General features: G+C 68.7%; 16 protein-coding genes. 5 read left to right on the forward strand and 11 right to left on the reverse strand.

Annotation, left to right across the window (positions count from 1 at the left end):
* Positions 1–279 precede the first annotated feature (279 nt).
* Both O9255_RS07305 and O9255_RS07310 read left to right on the forward strand, forming a co-directional pair.
* Positions 280–2298 carry a S9 family peptidase gene (locus O9255_RS07305; protein WP_297866201.1) on the forward strand — a complete coding sequence of 673 codons (2019 nt, stop codon included), beginning with the start codon at positions 280–282 and terminating at the stop codon, positions 2296–2298.
* A 199-nt stretch (positions 2299–2497) separates the two neighbouring features.
* Positions 2498–4480: a S9 family peptidase gene (locus tag O9255_RS07310; protein WP_297866202.1), complete on the forward strand. Its 1983-nt coding sequence runs from the start codon at positions 2498–2500 to the stop codon at positions 4478–4480.
* A gap of 97 nt (positions 4481–4577) precedes the next feature.
* On the opposite strand, the gene O9255_RS07315 is transcribed toward O9255_RS07310, so the two are convergent.
* Positions 4578–6143, reverse strand: a complete 1566-nt coding sequence (locus tag O9255_RS07315; RefSeq protein WP_297866203.1) for a peptide MFS transporter — start codon at positions 6141–6143, stop codon at positions 4578–4580.
* Positions 6144–6250: 107 nt separating this feature from the next.
* On the opposite strand from O9255_RS07315, the gene O9255_RS07320 reads away from it, so the two are divergent.
* Together O9255_RS07320 and O9255_RS07325 are read left to right on the forward strand one after the other, a co-directional pair.
* Positions 6251–8320 carry a S9 family peptidase gene (locus tag O9255_RS07320; RefSeq protein ID WP_297866204.1) on the forward strand — a complete coding sequence of 690 codons (2070 nt, stop codon included), beginning with the start codon at positions 6251–6253 and terminating at the stop codon, positions 8318–8320.
* 2 nt (positions 8321–8322) lie between these two features.
* Positions 8323–9081: a helix-turn-helix domain-containing protein gene (locus O9255_RS07325; protein ID WP_297866205.1), complete on the forward strand. Its 759-nt coding sequence runs from the start codon at positions 8323–8325 to the stop codon at positions 9079–9081.
* An 8-nt stretch (positions 9082–9089) separates the two neighbouring features.
* On the opposite strand, the gene O9255_RS07330 is transcribed toward O9255_RS07325, so the two are convergent.
* Genes O9255_RS07330 through O9255_RS07345 form a run of 4 tightly spaced genes read right to left on the reverse strand, consistent with a single transcriptional unit; the run spans position 9090 to position 12918 of the window.
* Positions 9090–9800 carry a sulfite exporter TauE/SafE family protein gene (locus O9255_RS07330; protein ID WP_297866206.1) on the reverse strand — a complete coding sequence of 237 codons (711 nt, stop codon included), beginning with the start codon at positions 9798–9800 and terminating at the stop codon, positions 9090–9092.
* Positions 9790–9984, reverse strand: coding sequence for a cbb3-type cytochrome oxidase assembly protein CcoS (ccoS, locus tag O9255_RS07335; RefSeq protein ID WP_297866207.1), 195 nt, complete (start codon positions 9982–9984; stop codon positions 9790–9792). The genes O9255_RS07330 and ccoS overlap by 11 nt, the downstream gene beginning before the upstream one ends.
* Positions 9981–12419, reverse strand: coding sequence for a heavy metal translocating P-type ATPase (locus tag O9255_RS07340; protein WP_297866208.1), 2439 nt, complete (start codon positions 12417–12419; stop codon positions 9981–9983). Before O9255_RS07340 ends, ccoS begins: the two co-directional genes overlap by 4 nt.
* On the reverse strand, positions 12406–12918 hold the full coding sequence (locus O9255_RS07345) for a FixH family protein (protein WP_297866209.1): 513 nt from the start codon (positions 12916–12918) through the stop codon (positions 12406–12408). Before O9255_RS07345 ends, O9255_RS07340 begins: the two co-directional genes overlap by 14 nt.
* 162 nt (positions 12919–13080) lie before the next feature.
* On the opposite strand from O9255_RS07345, the gene O9255_RS07350 reads away from it, so the two are divergent.
* Positions 13081–14418: an HD-GYP domain-containing protein gene (locus O9255_RS07350; protein ID WP_297866210.1), complete on the forward strand. Its 1338-nt coding sequence runs from the start codon at positions 13081–13083 to the stop codon at positions 14416–14418.
* Between the two features lie 33 nt (positions 14419–14451).
* On the opposite strand, the gene O9255_RS07355 is transcribed toward O9255_RS07350, so the two are convergent.
* Genes O9255_RS07355 through ccoN form a run of 6 tightly spaced genes read right to left on the reverse strand, consistent with a single transcriptional unit; the run spans position 14452 to position 19538 of the window.
* A complete protein-coding gene (locus tag O9255_RS07355; protein ID WP_297866211.1) occupies positions 14452–16002 on the reverse strand; it encodes a 4Fe-4S dicluster domain-containing protein in 1551 nt (516 codons plus the stop codon).
* A 4-nt stretch (positions 16003–16006) separates the two neighbouring features.
* Positions 16007–16300, reverse strand: coding sequence for a hypothetical protein (locus O9255_RS07360; RefSeq protein ID WP_297866212.1), 294 nt, complete (start codon positions 16298–16300; stop codon positions 16007–16009).
* Between the two features lie 7 nt (positions 16301–16307).
* Positions 16308–17324 (reverse strand): cytochrome-c oxidase, cbb3-type subunit III, encoded by a 1017-nt coding sequence (ccoP, locus tag O9255_RS07365; RefSeq protein ID WP_297866213.1) that lies wholly within the window; start codon positions 17322–17324, stop codon positions 16308–16310.
* Positions 17321–17464 carry a cbb3-type cytochrome c oxidase subunit 3 gene (locus O9255_RS07370; protein WP_297866214.1) on the reverse strand — a complete coding sequence of 48 codons (144 nt, stop codon included), beginning with the start codon at positions 17462–17464 and terminating at the stop codon, positions 17321–17323. Before O9255_RS07370 ends, ccoP begins: the two co-directional genes overlap by 4 nt.
* Position 17465: 1 nt before the next feature.
* Complete coding sequence (ccoO, locus tag O9255_RS07375) at positions 17466–18071, reverse strand: cytochrome-c oxidase, cbb3-type subunit II (protein WP_297866215.1); 606 nt, start codon at positions 18069–18071, stop codon at positions 17466–17468.
* 12 nt (positions 18072–18083) lie between these two features.
* Positions 18084–19538, reverse strand: a complete 1455-nt coding sequence (gene ccoN / locus O9255_RS07380) for a cytochrome-c oxidase, cbb3-type subunit I (protein ID WP_297866216.1) — start codon at positions 19536–19538, stop codon at positions 18084–18086.
* Between the last annotated feature and the right edge of the window lie 340 nt (positions 19539–19878).

Consider the following 19878-nt stretch of genomic DNA (forward strand, 5'->3'; position numbering starts at 1 on the left):
TCTTCAACTTTGCCGGCACGCACCGTTTGTTCGCCCCAGCGTCAGAGTCTCTGGTGCATAAACGGTTCGGACTCCATATGCCTCAGGAGCTTATGGCTATTTGACGATGGCTCACTTGACGGCGAAAGTTGCAGTGTTGGCCTATCCAGCTGATTCGATTGGCAAAGCGGTCTTCTTTGCAATCTTGCAGTTCGCACACCCATTTTAATCTGGCCGTCCGCGGGGCTTGCGCGCGAGGGGGCGCTGGATAGACTTCGTCTCCCCCCCACGGACGTTGTCATGAATGGACTCCGACGGGCCGCTTTCGCGGCCCTGCTGCTTTTTGCCCCCCTCCACGTCGCGGCGCAGGGCGATTCCGCCCCGGTGGCCCCGGCCCCGCTGCCCGCCGACGTTGCCGGCCTTGTCGCCCATCTCGTCCGCGACGAGAAGTTCATCGACATCGCGCTGTCGCCGACCGGCGAGTTCTTCGCCGCCACGGCCGCGCGTGACAAGCAGACGTTCCTCGTCATCGGCACGCTGGCCGAGCGCAAAGTGCTCGCCCACCTCTCCGGCGGCGAAAACGCCCACGTACTGGGTTTCTGGTGGGTGAGCGACACCAGGATCGTCGCCTCGATGGGCGAGAGCATCGGCTCCCTCGAGGCGCCGCGTGATTACGGCGAGCTCTGGGTGCTGAGCGCGGTCGAGGGGGCGGAGCCGAGGTTGATCGCCGGTTGGCGCGGTGCCGAGAACACGCTGGGTTCGCGTGCGGCGGCGCGCAACACCGACCACAGCCGCTGGGTGTCCATGGCCGACCCGCTGCGCAACGATGATGAAAATGTCCTGGTCTCGGTGGTGAGCATGCAGTCGCGCGGCGAGGGTTTCGCCACCGCGGAACTGATGGACCTCACCTCGGGTCGCCGCCGCGTCGTCGCCCGCGCGCCCGTGCCGCGCGCCGAATTCCTCGCCGACCATTCGGGGGAGGTGCGGTTCGCCACCGGCCAGAACAGCCAGAACGACACGATCACCTACTACCGCAAGGACGCGAAGAGCGACTGGCAACTGGTCAACGACCAGGGCGCGAGTGGTGTCTGGATCGAACCGATCGGGTTCTCGAAGGACAATGCGGTGGCCTATGTGCTGTCCAGTCGCGAGGAGGGGCCGGACGCGATCGAACGCCTCGACCTCGCGACGTTGGCGCGCACCGAGGTGCTGCGGGATCCCCGGGTCGATCCCAGCCGGATCATCTACGACCCCGTCACGGACGAGCCGATCGGCGCCGTGCTCATGGACGGCCGGCCGAAGTCGCTGTTCTTCAACGCGGCGTCGCCGCAGGCCCGCACGCAGCGCAGCCTGGAGGCGGCGTTCCCCGGGCAGTCCGTGCAGCTGCGCAGTGCCAGCGCCGACGGCAACCAGCAGCTGGTGATCGTCACCAGCGACCGCAACCCGGGCGACTTCTACCACTTCGACCGGGCGAAGCGTTCGGCCGACCTCTGGGGCAGCCGCGCCGACTGGGTGATGCCCGACCAGATGGCTGAAGCCAAGCCGATCGAGCTGAAGGCCCGCGACGGCCTGCCGCTGCATGGTTACCTCACCACCCCGATCGGCCGGGACGCCAAGGGCCTGCCGCTGGTCGTGCTGCCGCATGGCGGGCCGCACCAGGTGCGCGACACCTGGTCGTTCGACCTCGAGCGCCAGTTGCTCGCCGCGCGAGGCTACGCCGTGCTGCAGGTGAACTTCCGTGGCTCCGGTGGCTACGGCGGTGCGTTCGAGTCGGCGGGCTACCGCGAGTGGGGTGGTGCGATCCAGGATGACATCACCGACGCCACCCGATGGGCGATCGAGCAGGGCATCGCCGATCCCAAGCGCATCTGCCTTTACGGCGCGAGCTTCGGCGGCTACGCCGCGTTGATGGGCGTCGCACGCGAACCGTCGCTGTACGCCTGCGCTGCGGGCAACGTGGGCGTGTACGACCTCGACATGATGTACGGCCGAGGCGACCTCCAGGCGCGCCGTTGGGGCGAGAACTACCTGAAGCTCGTGGTCGGCGAGGAGGGGCTCGACGCCCGATCGCCGGCCAAGCTCGCCGCATCGATCAAGGTGCCAGTGTTCCTCGCCGCGGGCGAGGAGGACGAGCGCACCCCGCCGGAACAGACGCGCGCGATGGAGCGCGCGCTGAAGGCCGCGGGTGTGCCGGTCGAGGCGCACTACTACGACGGCGAAGGCCACGGCTACTTCCTGTTGCCGAATCGCCGCGACTACTACACGAAGCTTCTGACCTTCCTCGGCCGCCATCTCGATGGCGACCGAGCGGCCCGCTGAGGGCTTCACGCGGGCCGGGCTTCACGCCGTGCTCCGCGGATCCGCCCGGGTGGGCGGTGGGTGGGCGTGGCAGGGCTGGTCGTCGACACTGCCCTGTCGCGCCTCTGGTAAGGTTTTGCGCGTGCGCCCGCAAGGCGTTCAATCATCATCTGGGGAGATCGTGGCAATGGGTTCTAACCGTCTTCTGTTCCTGGCTTCCATGGCGCTCTCGGGCGTCCTGCAGGCGTCCGATGCGCCGACGACTGTTCCGCTGGAGGACTTCAATCGGCACGCCGAGTACACGGCCGTGCGCATTTCGCCCAACGGCGAGTACCTGGCCGCCACGGCGCCGATCGGCGATCGCGACGTGCTGGTTGTTCTGGACATGAAGGACCTGAAGCCCATCAAGGTCCACCAGTTGCCGGACAACAAGAGCATCGCCGGCTTCTTCTGGGCCGGGCCTGATCGCCTGATGTTCACGGCGACGCGCAAGTTCGGCCAGTTCGCCCAGCCCGGCGGTACGGGCGAGTGGTATGCGGTCGACGCCAACGGGGAGCGTCCGCGCGTGCTCGTCACTTACGAGGGGACGACGACCAGCGGTTCGACGAGCTTCTCGCAGCGAGTCAGCCCGGTCTCGGCCCTGCGTGAGGACGCCTCGCGCGTGCTGGTCCAGGTGACCACGGGCACCGGGAGCGAGGAGGGCGACCGGGCCGAGCTCATGGAGATGGACACCTTCACGGGCCGCATGAAGCGGCTGGCTCGCGCACCCTCGCGCAACTGCGATTTCGTGCTCGATGCCGATGACAAGCCGGCCTTCGCGAACTGCGCCGACAACAAGAACCGCGACAGCTTCACGGAAGGCCATGGCCAGGTCTATCGCCGCGTCGATGGCGATTGGACCCAGATCTTCGACTCCCGCGAGACGGCGGGCCGCCTGCGTGTCTCGCACGTCGACCCCGACGGCACGGTGTATGCCGTGCAGCACGACAACGCCAAGCCCAACGTCATGGGCCGCCTGGACCCGCAGACCGGTGCGTTCACCCCGCTCGATAGCGACCCCCGCGTCGACATGCTGGGAGAAGTGATTGCGGCGGACGGCAAGACCCTGATCGGCGTGACCCGCATGCCCGGGAAGCCGGAAGTGCGTTACATCCGCGAGGAGCATCCGGACGCCCAGCTGCTCGCACAGCTTTCGGCGGCCTTCCCCGGGCAGTACGTCAGCCTCGGCGGCGCGACCCTCGATGGCAACAAGATGGTCGTGTCGGTCCAGAGCGACCGGAATCCCGGCGAGTTCTACCTGTACGACAAGTCCACCAAGCAGGCGCGGTACCTGGTGAGCACGCGCCGCTGGATCGATCCGGAACAGATGTCGGAGATGCGTCCCTTCACGATGACGGCGCGCGATGGCGTGACGCTTTCGGGTTACCTGACGGTCCCGAAGGGCCGTGAGCTCAAGGGCCTGCCGATGATCGTCAACCCGCATGGCGGCCCGCACGGCCCGCGCGACCTGTGGGGCTTCAATCCCGAGGTTCAGCTGTTCGCCAACCGCGGCTATCTCGTGTTGCAGGTCGATTTCCGCGGCTCCGGTGGCTACGGCAAGGCCTTCGAGCAGATGGGCTACGGCGAATGGGGCGGCACGATGCAGGACGACGTCACCGACGCGACGCAGTGGGCCATTGCCCAGGGCTACGCGGATCCGGAGCGGATCTGCATCTATGGCGCGAGCTACGGTGCCTATGCGGCGCTGATGGGCGCGGTGCGCGAGCCCGACCTGTACCGTTGCACGGTCGGCTACGTCGGCGTCTACGACCTGCGCTTGATGTACTCCGAGGGCGACATCCGCGAGTCCGATACCGGCGGCAACTACCTGGAAAGCGTAATCGGCAAGGACCGCAGCAAGCTCGACGAGCGCTCTCCGGCGGCGCGAGCCGATGAGATCAAGATCCCCGTGTTCCTCGCTGCGGGCGGCCGCGACCGCCGTACGCCGCCGGAGCAGACGGACGCGATGGAAGCCGCGCTGATCGCCGCGGGCAACGCACCGCGGGAGAACATCCTCGAGCCGAAGGAAGGCCACGGCTTCTACGAGGTGCCTGCCCGCAACAACATCTACTCGAAGATGCTGGCCTTCTTCGGGGAGCACATCGGCGGCACGGTCCCGGTCGGCGAGTCGCGCACCGAGTCGGCGTCGGGCGGTTCGGACTGATCGGGCTTGTGGCTGCCGGCCACGGCAGCCCCGGGTGATCACGGGAAGGGCGCGACTCCGGTCGCGCCCTTCGCTGTTTCGGGCGGTGGGTTTGGGGTCAGTCCGCGCGCAGCAGGCGGTTCAATAGCGGCGTCGCGATGAACATCGCCAGGCCCGCACCGAGGCCGATCCACATCATCTGGGTGAAGAACGGCGCGTAGACGGCCAGGGCCTCGGCGGCGGAGATCACGCCGTCGGGCCCCGGCGCCACCTCGGCCATCGTGCCGAGGCGGCCGGCGATCATTTCGCCGAAGGCCGAGAACAGGAACCACGCGCCCATCATCGTGCTGACCACGCGCGGAATCGACAGCGAGGTGACCGCCGCGAGACCGATCGGGCTCAGCGCCATTTCGCCGAGCACCAGCACCGCGTAGGCGAGGATCAGCCACCACAGGCTGACGAGGCCGTCGTTGCCGGGGTTCGCCGCCGCGAAGGCCAACACGCCGAAGGAGCCGCCGCAGAACACCAGCGCCCAGGCGAACTTGGCCGCGTAGCCCGGATTCATGCCGGCGCGGTCGAGGCACGGCCACAGCCAGACGAAGAACGGCGTCATCAGGATCACGAAAGCGGCGCCGATCGCGGTGGTCTGGCTCGCGTCCCAAACGAATCCGAAGGTGCTGCGGTCCATCGCGCGGTCCGCCAGCGTCACCCAAGGACCATAGCTCTGCTCGTAGAGGCCCCAGAACAAGGCGCTGACGGTCGTGAGCACCATCAGCAGGATCATCTTGCCGCGTGCCACGCGGTCGATCCCCGAGAACATCAGCCACGTGAACCAACCGTACAGCACGGTGCCGGCGACGACGGCGACGAGTTCCGTCAGCGTGACCTGATGGCCGCCGAGCAGGGCATTCAGCGGCGCGAAGTCGATGCGCGTCTGCAGGATCTGCCAGACCGCCACGACGCCGGCCAGCGCGCCCAGGTAGATCAACCATTCGCGGCTGAGGCCGGCCAGCGCCCGCTCGCGCAGCCGGGCCGGTTCGGCCGGTTCGGCCTGTCCGAGCAGGTGCGGTTGGCCGAGCACGAAGATCACCAGCCCCACGGCCATCATCAGGCCGCCCAGCGCGAAGCCGTAGCTCCAGCTGATGTTCTCGCCGACGTAGCCGACGATGAAGGAGGACAGCACGGCCCCGACGTTGATGCCCATGTAGAAGATCGAGAAGCCGGAGTCGCGGCGCGGATCGTTCGCCGCGTACAGCCGGCCCACGATCGTCGAGATGTTCGGCTTCAGGAAGCCCACGCCCATCGCGATCAGGGCCAGCGAGGCGTACATCACCTGCACGGCAGTCTCGTCGCGCGCGCCGCCGTCGATGGGGGTGCCGATCCAGGCCATGCCGAATTGCCCGAGCACGAGAAGCACGCCGCCGAAGACGACCGCCTTTCGCATGCCGAGGTAGCGGTCGGCCAACATGCCGCCCAGCAAGGGCAGGGCGTAGGCGAGCCCGGCGTAGGTGCCCATCAGCAGGTAGCCGTCGGCGTCGGAGAAGCCGTGGTGCTTGATGAGGTACAGCACGAGGATGGCCTTCATGCCGTAGAACGCGAAGCGTTCCCACATCTCGGTCAGGAAGCAGACGTAGAGGCCTTTGGGGTGGCCAAGGAACTCGGCCGGCGCGGCGGTGGTGGACAAGCGGCGTTCCTGCAGTTGTGGTCAATTCGTGAAGCCCAAGTGTACGGGGCGTGATGCCTCGAGGGGCGCGTTATCCTTGGCCTCTCGTCCCGGAGACCGAACCGACCATGCGCCTGTCCGTCCTTGCCCTGTCGCTGGCCCTCGCAGGGCCGGCACTCGCCGCCGAGCCCGCCGCCACCGCCAATCCGCGTGGCTTCACCGCGAAAGACCTCGTGATGCTCGACCGCGTGTCGGCGCCGCAGTTCTCGCCGGACGGTGAGCGAATCCTGTACGCGCTTCGCGAGACGAACTGGGACGCCGACCGCGGCGTCGGTTCGTTGTGGGTGACGGACGCCTCGGGCGGCCAAGGCGCGCGACTGACGCCGGCGGAAATCCCTGCTTCGGCGGGTGCGTGGTCGCCGGATGGCGCCTTCGTCTACTTCCTGAGCGCGAAGTCGGGATCGATGCAGGTCTGGCGTGTGCCGGCCGGTGGCGGTGATGCGACGCAGGTGACGGCCTACTCGCTGGACGTCGGAAGCTTCCGCCTGGCGCCGGATGGCAAGGCCATCGCCCTGTCGTTCGAGGTGTTCGCCGATTGCGGAACGCTCGCCTGCACGGCGGAACGCCACGCCGCCAATGCCAACGACAAGCGCACCGGCGTGCAGTACGACCGCATCTTCGTGCGCCATTGGGACACGTGGAAGGACGGCACCCGCTCGCAGGTGTTCCTGAGCCCGATCGGTGCCGACGGCAAGGCCGCGGGCGAGCCGCGCTTGCTGACGAAGGGCATCGATGGCGACGTGCCGGGCAAGCCCTTCGGCGACCAGTCTGATTACGTCTTCTCGCCGGACGGTTCGACGCTGGTGTTCAGCGTGCGCATCGCCGGCAAGAGCGAGCCGTGGTCGACCAACTTCGACCTGTTCGAGGTGCCGGTGGACGGCAGCGCCGCGCCGAAGAACCTCACCGACGCCAACGACGCGATGGACACCAATCCGGTGTTCTCGGCCGACGGCAAGACCCTGTTCTGGCGCGCGATGAAGCGCCCGGGCTTCGAGGCCGACCGCTTCGGCCTGATGGCCCTGGACCGCGCCACGGGCGCCACCCGCGAGATCGCTGCCGACTGGGACCGCAGCTTCGACACGCTCGTGCCCGGCGACGACGGCCGCACGATGTACACGGCCACGCTCGACACCGGCACGCATCCGGTGTTCGAGGTGAACCTCGCCAGCGGCGCGGTGCGCAAGGTGGTGCAGGGCGGCAACATCGGCGCCTTCGACATCGACGGCGACCGCATCGTCTTCACCCGCGACTCCATCGCCGCACCGGCGGACCTCTACCTCGGCGCGATCCGCGCGCGCATCGCCGAGCGTCGCCTGACGAACTACAACGCCGAAGCACTCAGCGGCATCCGCATGGGCGAGTACGAGCAGTTCAGCTTCAAGGGCTGGAACGACGCGACGGTGCACGGCTACGTGATCAAGCCCTGGAACGCCGAGCCGGGCAAGAAGGCGCCGGTGGCTTTCCTGATCCACGGCGGCCCGCAGGGCAGCTTCCACAACCAGTGGCATTACCGCTGGAACGCGCAGACCTATGCCGGCATGGGCTTCGCAGTGGTGATGATCGATTTCCACGGCAGCACCGGCTACGGCCAGGCCTTCACCGATTCGATCTCCGAGGACTGGGGCGGTAAGCCGCTGGTCGACCTGCAGAAGGGTTGGGCGGCCGCGCTCGAGAAGTACGATTTCCTTGACGGCGAGCGCGCCTGCGCGCTGGGCGGCAGCTACGGCGGCTACATGGTCAACTGGATCGCGGGCAACTGGAACGAGCCGTGGGACTGCTTCGTCAACCACGCCGGCGTCTTCGACCTGCGCTCGATGGCCTATTCGACGGAAGAGCTGTGGTTCACCGAGTGGGAGAACGGCGGCGTGCCGTGGGAGAACGCGGCCGCCATGGAGAAGCACAACCCGGTGAACTTCGTGCAGAACTGGCGCGTGCCGATGCTCGTCATCCACGGCCAGAAGGACTATCGCGTGCTGGTCGAGCAAGGGCTGGCGACCTTTGGTGCGTTGCAGCGTCGCGGGATCGAGTCGGAACTGCTCTACTTCCCGGACGAGAACCACTGGATCCTGCGGCCGCACAACAGCGTGCAGTGGCATGAGTCGGTGAATGCCTGGCTGCAGGAGCACACGGGGCGCTAATCATGAGCCTGATCGAACTCAAGGCCCTCGCCGGCCAGCGAAGCTGCGACGAGTGCGTTCTGCACCCGATGTGCAAGCCCGCATTGGTCGGCATCGAGGACATCGAGCGGCTGTCCGGCGCCGTGCTGGCGCGCCGGCCGATGGGCAAGGACGCCGTGCTGTTCCGTGCGGGCGAGCCGATGCGCTCGGTCTTCGTCGCCCAGAGCGGTGGCTTCAAGACCGTGGCCATCAACGAGGCCGGCGACGAGCAGGTGATCGGCTTCTATTTCCCCGGCGAGCTGATCGGCCTCGAAGGGCTCCGCGACGGCCGCTTCAGCACCGACGCCGTGGCCCTCGAATCCGCCCAGGTCTGCGAGGTGCCGCTGCCGGCGCTGGAGCGCGTGGCCACGCAGCGTCTCGAGTTCCAGCGGCAGATGATGAAGGCCTTGGGCGAGGGCATGGCCCGCCACCAGGACCATCTGGAACTGCTCGGCCGGAAGCAGGCGCAGGAGCGCCTGGCGATGTTCCTGCATGGCCTGTGCGAGCGGCAGCAGCGGCTCGGCCGCGATCCCTCGCGCCTGCACCTGCCGATGAGCCGCTCCGACATCGGCAGTTACTTGAGTCTGGTGATCGAAACCGTGAGCCGCGGCCTGTCGAAGCTTCAGGACGAGGGCGTGATCTCGGTGAAGGGCCGGCAGCTGGAAGTGCTCGAGCCCGAGCGCCTCGCGAGTATTGCGCACGGCGAGGAAGGCGACGGCGAGCGCTGCGCCGGTCGGCGCTGAGCGCGCGATCAGCCGGCGAGGCTGCGGCAGCCCAGTGCCGCCAGCGCCGAGTGCAGCATCGGTAGCGAGACCAGCCAGGGCGCGGCGAGCGTCAACACGCCGCTGCTGCCGATGGCGATCGCGCCGATCGTCCGCCAGCGGGGCGTGTCGAGCCCGAGCCGCGCGCCGCTCCAGCCGAGGCTGGTCATCAGCGGCAGCGTGCCGAGGCCGAAGGCGCCCATCAGCAGGGCGCCGTGCAGCGCATCGGCTTCCAGCCACGCGGCGGTGAGCACGGTTGCCGAGAAGCCGCAGGGCAGCCAGCCCCAGAGCAGGCCCAGCAACCAGGGCCGCAGCGGGCCGTCGCCGGGCAGGCGCGCGCGCAGCGGCGCCAGCCAGCGCCAGATCGGCAGGGCCGGCAAGGCCGCGGCGAAACGCGGGCGCGCGATGCGCACCGCCGCCCACAGCAGCACCAGGCCGACGCCGGTGCGCAGGGCCGTGGCGAGGCCTTCGATGGCGAGCACGCCGAGCAGTCCACCGCCGATGCCGCCGACGAGCGCACCGGCCGCGGCATAACCGAGGACGCGCCCGACGTTCGTCGCGACGGCGCGATAGGCGGCGCCGGACGCCGGGCCGGCGCTGCCGAGACCGACGGCGATGCCACCGCACATCGCGCCACAGTGCGCGCTACCGAGCAGGCCGGTCAGCAAGGCGGCGCCGAGCACCAGCAGGTCAATCGGCATCGCGAGACGCGTCCGCTGGGGGAGCCGCGGGATAGGGCGGCGGGGCGCGCTCGTCGCCGAGGATGTCGAGCGACGGCGTGTCGAGGTCTTCGAACTGCCCGCTGCGCACCGCCCAAGCGAACACCGCCAGCGCCAAGCCGACCAGCAGCAGGGAGATCGGCACAAGGAACAGCAGCACGTTCATGGCGTATCGCCCTCGAGGCCGCGGCCGATGCGCCAGGCGTTCGCGGTGACGGCCAGCGACGACAGCGCCATGCCCAGCGCCGCCAGCCCGGGGCCGACAATGCCGAGGGCGGCCAAGGGCAGCATCAGCGCGTTGTAGGCAACGGCCCAGACGATGTTCTGGCGCACGATCGCCTGCGTCTGGCCGGCGAGGCGCATGGCGTAACGCAAGGGCGCCAGGCGCGAACCCAGCAGCACGAGGTCGGCCTGTCGCTGCGCCAGCGAGGCGCCACTCGCCATGGCCGCCGACACGTCCGCCGCGGCGAGCACGGCGGCATCGTTGACGCCGTCCCCCACCATCAGCACGCGGTGCCCCTCGGACTGCAACAGGCGCAGCGCGGCAAGCTTGCCCTCGGGTGACAGGCGCGACTGACGATGGGCGGCGCCGATGCCCAGCCGTTCGCCGAGCGCAGCCACGCGTGCGCCGGCATCGCCACTGAGGATCCGCGGCGCCATGCCGTCCCGCGCCAGAGCCGCGACCGTGGCCGCGGCATCGTCGCGGGGTGCGTCATCGACGTCGAAGCGCGCTTCGAGCACGCCCTCGCGCGACAGCCAGAGTCCGCCGTCATCCGCGGCGTCCGCGCCTGCGGTGGGGTCGACGAAGCGCCGGCGGCCAAGGCGCCAGAGGGCACCGTCGATGCGGCCCTCCACGCCTTCGCCGGGGTGCAGGACGGCCCCGCTCGCGGATCGACCTTCGGGCGCCTCGCCGAAGGCCTTGGCCAGCGGATGCGCGACGCCGAGTTCGAGGCAGGCGGCGATGCCGCGGAGGCTCTCGGCATCGCGCCCGGCGAGCGACTGGATGTCGAGCAGCTGCGGTTCGCCGCGTGTGAGGGTGCCGGTTTTGTCGAAGGCGACGCGATCGATGCTCGCGAGGCGCGGCAGGGCGTCCGGCCCCAGCGCGAGCACGCCGCAGGCCAGCAATCGCGATTGTGCGCGTGCGATCGCGGCGGGCACGGCCAAGGCCAGCGCGCAGGGGCAGGTGGCGACCAGCACCGCCAGCGTTGCCGGGAACGCGTTGCTCGGCTCGACCAGCCACCAGGCGACCGCGACCAGCGCCGACAGCACCAGCGTCGCCGTTACCACGCGGCGCGCGATGGCTTCCGCCCAGCCGGCCATGGCCGGCCGTTGCTCGCGCGCCTGCGCGACCTGCCGCGCGACCTGCGACATCGCGGTGGCAGCGCCAACGGCCGTGGCCCGCAGGCGCAGCGTTCCGGCGTGCACGTGGCTGCCGGCCAGTACCGCATCGCCGTGGCGACGGCGGAGCGGCGTCGATTCGCCCGTGAGCAGGGCCTCGTCGACCCACGCGTCGTCGCCGACGACCGTGCCATCGCAGGGCAACGCATTCCCGGTACCGACCTGCACGAGGTCGCCGACCACCAGTTCACGGGCCGGCACCGCTTCGAGCTGCTCGTCGCGAAGGCGCCAGGCCATCGCTGGCTGCGCGCCGGCGATGGCATCCAGCCGGGCGGTGTTGGCATCACGCAGGCGGGCTTCGAGGAAACGCGCCGCCAGCAGGAACAGCACGAACATCACCGCGGCGTCGAACCACACCTGCGGGCCGCCGCGCAGGGTTTCGAACAACGAGCCGGTCCAGGCCAGCAGGATGCCGCCGCCGATCAGGGTGTCCATGCCCGGCAGGCGCATGCGCCACTCGGACCACATGCCGCGGAGGAAGGGCGCGCCGGCGATGAACACCACCGGCGCCGAGACCGCGGCCGTCACCCAGCGGAAGGCGTCGCGCGTGGCCTCCGGCATCTGGTTGGCGGTGTCGAGGTAGAGCGCTTCGGAAAACATCATCGCCTGCAGCGTGCCGAGCCCGGCGATGCCCAGCGCGATCAGTTGGCGACGGCGTTCCCGGCGTTGTTCGGCGTCGCGCGCCGGCGAGGCGAGCAGGGCCGGTCGATAGCCCAGCCGCCCGACCCGCTGCAGCAGGGCCGAGAGCGGCGTCCGCGCCGGGTCCCAACGAAGGTGCAGGCGCCCATCGACGGCGTTGGCCCGAACGTCGAGCACGCCGGGGGCCTGCCGCAGGGCCTTGTCGACCAGCCAGGCGCAGGCGGCGCAATGCATGCCGCCCAAGGCGAGCCGGATGGCCCGGCCACCGTCCGCTGCTTCCGAATGGGCCTCGAGCATCTCGGCGCGGTCCCAGTCGCCGTAGTCGTCGGCCGCCTCGACCCGAGGGCCCGGTGCGCTGCGCCAGCGGTAGTAGTCGCCGAAGCCTTCCGAGGCGATCCATGCCGCGGCGCCGGCGCAGCCTTGGCAGCAGTAGGCGTGCTCGACCCCATCGACGGCGGCGTGGACGACACGGGTGGCCGTTTCGCCGCAGTGGGCGCAGGTCGGCGCCGACGCGGCGGCAGCGGCGTCGCGCCTCACCGCGGCCTGGCCGTCAGCCGGGGCCATCGCCGGTGCCGGGGTTCGCGGGATCGTCGCTCGCCACGGCGGGAGCGAGATCGATGCTCCGGGCGCCCCGCGGCCAGCGCGCGACCAGTCGCCATGCGCCGTCGGCCGGGGCCAGCGACACCCGCCAGCCGACGTTCGCATCGAAGGCCGGCGCCTGCCACGCGCCGTCGGCCGGGGCCAGCGCGAGTGCGACGTCCTGCGCGGCGTCCAGCGGATGCTCGAGCTGCAGGCGGAGATCCGCCCCGCCGTCGAGGCCAGGCACCACCACCCGAACCAGTGCCCCGTCGAGCGATAGCTGCCCGCCCAAGTCGAGCCGTCGGGCCGCGGCGTCAGCGGCAAGGTCGACCTGCTGCACCTGCGCGGTACGGCGGACCGGGTCGCCCACGGTGTCGAGGCCGCCCCGGCCGATAATGGCCAGCGTGGCGACGCCAGCAGCCAGCGTGGCCACCGGCAGGCCGATGAGCACCAGCAGCACGGGATTTTTCGCTTTCAGGGGCATGGCGGGCGCAAGGAAGGCCCGAGGAACCGGGCAGGAACGGCGCCAGTGTGGCCGACACCGCCCCGGCCGTGTTTGCGTTCGATCAATCGCCCCCTGTCATCGATGGCAAATCCTTGACGCAACCCCCTGTGGACGCCGTCGTGAGGTCGTAAGCTGGTGACGATGATCAAGCCCGTTCCCATCAGCCGCGCGCGCGCCGGCATGTGGTTCCACCGCCTCGGCGGTTCGGGCTTGCACCACGCGTTCGTGAAGAACGGCTTCCTGCTCGAAGCGCGCGATATCGCGGTGTTGGCCGAAGGCGGCGTCGAGGAACTGATCATCGACACCGACAAGGGCCTCGATGTCGAGGACTACGGCACCGCCGCCCTCGCACCGGCGACCTCGGCGACGGAGACCGCGGAGGTCGAAGCCGCGGCATCGGCTGAGGAGGCGCCGGCTCCGGCCCCGTTGCCCGCCGACGAGCCGCCGCAAGGATCCAATGAGGCCAGCGCGATGCCGGCGGCGGTCGCCGTCGATGCCGTCGTCCCGCCCGCGCCCGTGGCCGCTCCGCTGGTGCCGCGCGAAAGCATGGACCAGGAGCTGCATCGCGCCCGGCGCATCTGCCAGGACAGCAAGGCGCAGGTGGTCGCGCTGTTCAACGACGCGCGCCTCGGCCGGGCCATCCAGCCCGAGGCCGTCATGCCGATGGTCGAGGAGATCAACGATTCGGTGAGCCGGCATCCCGATGCCCTGCTCAGCGTCGTGCGCCTGAAGAACCACGACGAATACACCTACATGCACTCGGTGGCGGTCTGCGCGCTGATGGTCTCGCTGGCGCGTCGGCTGGGCCTGCCGGAAGAGCAGGTCCGCGATGCGGGCGCGGCCGGGATGCTGCACGACCTCGGCAAGGCCGCGATGCCGCTGACCGTGCTGAACAAGCCCGGCGCGCTCAGCGACGACGAATTCAAAATCATGAAGGCGCATCCGGTGCGCGGGTACCACATGCTCGTGCAGTCGGGCAGCGCGTCCGAAGCGGTTCTGGACGTGGCCCTGCACCACCACGAGAAGTTCGACGGCAGCGGCTACCCGCACAACCTCAAGGGCGACGCCATCGGCCTGATGGCGCGCATGGGCGCGGTCTGCGACGTCTACGACGCGATCACCTCGAACCGCCCCTACAAGAAGGCCTGGGGCCCGGCGGAATCGCTGCAGCGCATGGTGAGCTGGAAGGGCCACTTCGACGAAGTAGTGCTGAAGGCCTTCATCCGCAGCGTCGGCATCTACCCCGTCGGCGCGCTGGTGCGGCTCGAATCCGACCGCCTCGGCGTGGTGCTGGAGCAGGGGGAAAACTCGCTGCTGGCGCCGAAAGTGCGGGTGTTCTTCAACGCCCGAAAGCGCGAGCTGGTGTTCATCAAGGACATCGACTTGGGCGCGCCGGATTGCGGCGACCGCATCGTCGGCCTCGAATCGGCCGACAAGTGGAACTTCCCGAACATGGAGAGGCTCTGGCTGTCGCAGTAAGCGCGGCATCGCGCGGCAAAGCCGCGCGATGCGTCAGAGCGGACCGAAGAAGCGCGTTTCCTCGGCTACGGTCGTCTCGCCGTCCAACGTCGCCACTTCGAGCGTGACGTCGACGCGGCCGGTGACTGCGCCAGCCGGGGCCTTCAGCGCGATGCCGACGCTACGCACCTCGCCCGGCCCGACGCCGATCGCGCCGGGATCCGCACCGAGGGTGATCCCTGCCGGGGCGTCGACCACGCGGATGCGGTAGGCGGCGGGTTCCTCGGACTTGTTGATCAGCCGCAGCGTGTAGCCGTTCTCGATGCTGCCGTCCATGTTGGTTCGATAGAGTGCATTGCGGTCACGCAGCACGTCGACGATCAGCGGGCTGCGGGTGGCGATGCCAATGGCGATGCCGGCGCCGATGGCCGCCAGCAGGGTGGCGTAGACCCACACGCGGGCGCGCAGGACCTTCGTCGGCTTGCCATCGACGGCGTTCTGGCTGGTGTAGCGTACGAGGCCCTTGGGGTAGCCGAGCTTGCCCATCACGTCGTCGCAAGCGTCGATGCACGCGCCGCAGGCGATGCACTCGTATTGCAGGCCGTTGCGGATGTCGATGCCGGTGGGGCAGACCTGCACGCACATGGTGCAGTCGATGCAGTCGCCCAAGGCTTCGCCGGCGGGCTTCTCGCGCTCGTCGACGTGGATGGCGGCGTCGACGATCGAGGTCGTGCCGCGTGCGCCGCTGGCGAGGCTGGCCGCGCTCTGGTGCCTTGCGAACCACGCCACCCAGCCGTCGGCGTCGTCCTTCGGCAGCAGGCCACGGGCCCGCTCCAGAACGCTGGCGAGGCTGCCCTTCTTGCGCGGACCGCGCGGTTCGCCGCGGCGCTCGTCGTAGGCGATGATCAGGGTGTTGCGGTCGAACATCGCGCTCTGGAAGCGCGCGTACGGGCACATGTACTTGCAGACCTGCTCGCGCAGGAAGCCGGCATTGCCCCAGGTGGCGACCGCGTAGAACAGCGTCCAGAAGGTCTCGTAGCCGCCCCATTCGAAGGGGACGAGGCGCGCGCCGAGTTCGCGGATGGGCGTGAAGTAGCCGACGAAGGTGAAGCCCGTCCACAGCGCGAACACCGCCCACAGCAGGTGTTTCGAACCCTTGCGCAGCAGCTTCTCGCGCGACCACGGCGCGGCGTCGAGCTTCATGCGTTTGGCACGATCGCCTTCGGTCCAGCGCTCCATCCAGATGAAGACTTCCGTCCACACGGTCTGCGGACAGGCATAGCCGCACCACAGCCGACCGGCGAGTGCGGTGAAGAAGAAAAGCGAGAGCCCCGCCATCACCAGCAGCAGGGCGAGGAAGATGAAATCCTGCGGCCAGAAGACGAGGCCGAAGACATGGAACTTGCGTGCCGGCAGGTCCCAGAGCACGGCCTGCTGGCCGTCGAGGTTGATCCAAGCGACGCCGTAGAACAGGCCCAGCAGAACGAACACGGCGAGGTGTCGAAGCCGCTGGAAGTGCCCCGACACCTCGCGTGGGTAGACCTTCGCCTCCGAGACGTACATCGCGCCGTCGTCGACGACCTTCAGCGGCAGCGGCTTGCCCATCGTTTCAGTCCTTGAGCGGGCCGTTGAAGCGGCTGGCGGGGCGCAACAGGATCCAGGTGAACAGGCTCGAACTCGCCGTCGCCGCCCAGAACATGAAGAAACAGATCGTGTAGCCGATGCCGCGCCCGATCTCGTGGTCGAGATCGGGGAAGCTGATGTCGCGCAGGTCGAGCGGGTCGACGAAGGCGAAGAACACCATCGTCATCACGCCGGCGGCAAAGAACGACGGCCAGAGGATCGCGCCGAGCCGCTGGGTCCAGCTCCTTTGCGGATGGTCGATGCGCGGGCCGTCGTCCATCGTCGTCTCAGCCTTCCGCGCCGGTGGCCGGTGCCGCGGCCGGATCCGTGGCCGTCGCTGCGTCCATGCCTGGTTCCGCCGGAGCGGCCTCGACCTCGGCCGGTGCGGCGGCGGGTGCTGCAGCAAGCACGGGCTCACCGCTCAGCGAATGCACGTAGGCGGCCACCAGGCGGACGCGGTCCGCACCCAGCACCGGTTCGAAGGCCGGCATCTGGCCGTTGCGGCCCTTGATGATGCCTTCGCGGATCGTGGCGAGGTCCGGTGCGTACAGCCAATCGGCGTCGGTGAGGTTCGGGGCACCGAGGGCCGGATTGCCCTTGCCCTCGGTGCCATGGCACGCCGCGCAGACGAGATCGAACTTCGACTTGCCCACCGAGGCCAGCGCCGGATCGACGGTGGTTCCGGAGAGCGACTGCACGTAGGTGGCGACCGCGGTCACCGCGGCATCGTCGCCGATCGCCGCGCCGAGGGCGGGCATCACGCCGATGCGGCCATGGGTGATGGTGGCCAGCATCGTCGCTTCGTCCTTGCCGTACAGCCAGGCCGTATCGGTGAGGTTCGGAAAGCCACGCGCGCCGCGGGCATCCGAGCCGTGGCACTGCGCGCAGTTGTTGGCGAACAGGTTGCGGCCAACGGCCAGCGCTTCCGAGGAGGCCGCGATTTCGGCGATGGGCATCGTCGCGAACTGCGAATACCGCTCGGCGAACGCCGCGTCGGCTTTCGCCTTCTCGGCGTCGTGCTGCTTCTGCGAGCTCCAGCCGAGCGAGCCCTCGGCCTTGCCGAAGCCCGGATAGACCACGAAGTAGCCGATAGTGAAGGCGATCGTCAGGTAGAACAGGTTGATCCACCAGCGCGGCAGCGGCTTGTTGTACTCGGTGACATCGCCGTCCCAGACGTGGCCAGTGGTTTCACCGGTCGGCAGGCTGCTGTTGCGCTGCTTCGAGGTGTACCAGAGCAGCCAGACGCAACCGACGAGGTTGAGGACGACGAGGGCGATCAGGAACCAGGACCAGAAGTCGCTCACGGGCGTTCCTCCGTCGTTTCGTCGTCAAGGGCCATGCGGGCCAGTCGGTCGAAGTCCGCGGCGCGGCGCACCACGAACAGCCAGTAAGCGCCGCCGAGGAAGGCGGCAAGAAGGATTGCGGTAACGGTGCCGGCGATCATGTCAACCTCGCGGTGCGTGCTTGCCGAGGCCCTGGAGATAGGCCACCAGCGCATCGAGTTCCGACTTGCCCTCGACGGCCGCCGCGGCGCCCTGCAGGTCTTCGTCGGTGTATGGGTGGCCGAGCGTGCGCAGCGCGGCGAGGTTCGCCGTGATCGCCGCGCCATCGACCGGCGTTTCGGCCAGCCACGGGTAGGCCGGCATGTTCGATTCCGGCACCACGGCGCGGGGATCGAGCAGGTGCACGCGATGCCAGTCGTCGGAGTAGCGGCCGCCCACGCGGGCGAGGTCCGGACCGGTGCGTTTGCTGCCCCATTGGAAGGGACGGTCGTACACCGATTCACCGGCCAGCGAGTAGTGCCCGTAGCGCTCGGTCTCGAAGCGCAGGGTGCGCACCATCTGCGAGTGGCAGTTGTAGCAACCCTCGCGCACGTAGACGTCGAAACCGGCCTGTTCGAGGGCGGGGCGGGGCTTCATGCCGGGCAGGGGTTCGACCTGCTCGGCGCTGTACATCAGCGGGACGATCTCGGCGAGGCCGCCGAAGCTGATGGCGACGGCGATCAGCACGCCCATCAGACCCACGTTGCGTTCGATCTTGTCATGGCTCATCGCAGCGACTCCTTAGGCGTGGGCCGGTTCGAGGACGGGGTGCTCGACCGCGCCGCGCGAGGCCTGCAGGGTCTTCCAGACGTTGATGACCATCAGCACCATGCCGACGATCACAAGCACGCCACCCACCAGGCGGATCAGGTAGTAGGGATAGGTGAACTTGACGATCTCGATCCACGCGTAGGTCAGCGTGCCGTCGACGTTCGCCGCGCGGCTCATCAGGCCCTGGCCGATGCCCGAGACCCACATCGAGGCGGCGTAGAGCACCACGCCGATGGTGTGCGTCCAGAAGTGCGCGTCGATCAGTTTGGTCGAGGCCATTTCCTTCAGGCCGAGGCACTTCGGGATCAGCATGTAGATCGCGCCGATCGAGATCATCGCGACCCAGCCCAGCGCGCCGGAGTGCACGTGGCCGATGGTCCAGTCGCTGTAGTGCGAGAGGGCGTTCACCGACTTGATGGACATCATCGGGCCCTCGAAGGTGCTCATCATGTAGAACGACAGCGACACGATGAGGAACTTCAGGATCGGGTCGGTGCGCAGCAGGTGCCACACGCCCGAGAGGGTCATGATGCCGTTGATCGCGCCACCCCAGCTCGGGGCCAGCAGCACCAGCGAGAACACCATGCCGAGGCTCTGCGCCCAGTCCGGGATGGCCGTGTACTGCAGGTGGTGCGGGCCCGCCCACATGTAGATGGCGATCAGCGCCCAGAAGTGCACGATCGACAGGCGATAGCTGTAGATCGGACGGCCAGCGCGCTTCGGGACGAAGTAATACATGATCCCGAGGAAGCCGGCGGTCAGGAAGAAGCCCACCGCGTTGTGGCCGTACCACCACTGCACCATCGCGTCGACGGCGCCCGAATAGATCGGATAGCTGTGGATCGCCGAAGTGGGTAGGGCCAGCGAGTTGACGATGTGCAGCACCGCGACGGCGATGATGAAGGCGCCGTAGAACCAGTTCGCCACGTAGATGTGGCTCACGCGGCGCTTCACGATCGTGCCGAAGAAGAGCACCGCATAGGCCACCCAGACCACCGCGATCGCGATGTCGATCGGCCACACCAGTTCGGCGTATTCCTTGCCTTGGGTGAGGCCCAGCGGGAGCGAGATCGCGGCCGCGACGATGATCGCCTGCCAGCCCCAGAACACGAAGCTCGCGAGCTTGTCGGAGAGCAGGCGCACGTGGCAGGTGCGTTGCACCACATAGAGCGAGGTTGCGAACAGCGCGCTGCCGCCGAACGCGAAGATCACGGCGTTCGTGTGCAGCGGCCGCAGCCGGCCGAAGCTCAGCCAGGCGGTGTCGAAATTCAGCGCGGGCCAGTAGAGCTGGGCCGCCAGGAGGACGCCGACGGCCATGCCGATAACGCCCCAGATCACGGTGGCCAGTGAGAACTGGAGGACGACCCGGTCGTTGTAGGTCGCGGGTGGGGCTTCGGGGTGCCGGGTGGGCGCGGACGCGCTCATGGGAGGCCTCTTCTGGGAAGTGAGGCCAGTGTGAGCAGGGTGGGTCTGGAGGCACTTGACCCCGATCAAACGCCCTTGGCCTGCGCAGTCAGTGGGGCGAACCCCGTGAAATGGGCGCCATTCACGGAATACAAGGAAATCCAAGGCCCTTTAGTGCCAAGCCTTAACTGTTTCATCCTGAAACCGTTGCTTGCAGCAACCAATGTGACAGCGTTTCTTCCGTTTGGTGACGAAAACGTGACCTGCTTCACCGCACGTCCCCGTCACGACTCTCCCGCGACTCCCCTGTCCCGGCTGGCCCTCCCGGCCCGCTACGGGCCGGTCTGGTCAAAGGGGGGCG

Origin of the sequence: Silanimonas sp. (genome assembly GCF_027530345.1) — a bacterium.
Taxonomy (GTDB): Bacteria; Pseudomonadota; Gammaproteobacteria; order Xanthomonadales; family Xanthomonadaceae; genus Silanimonas.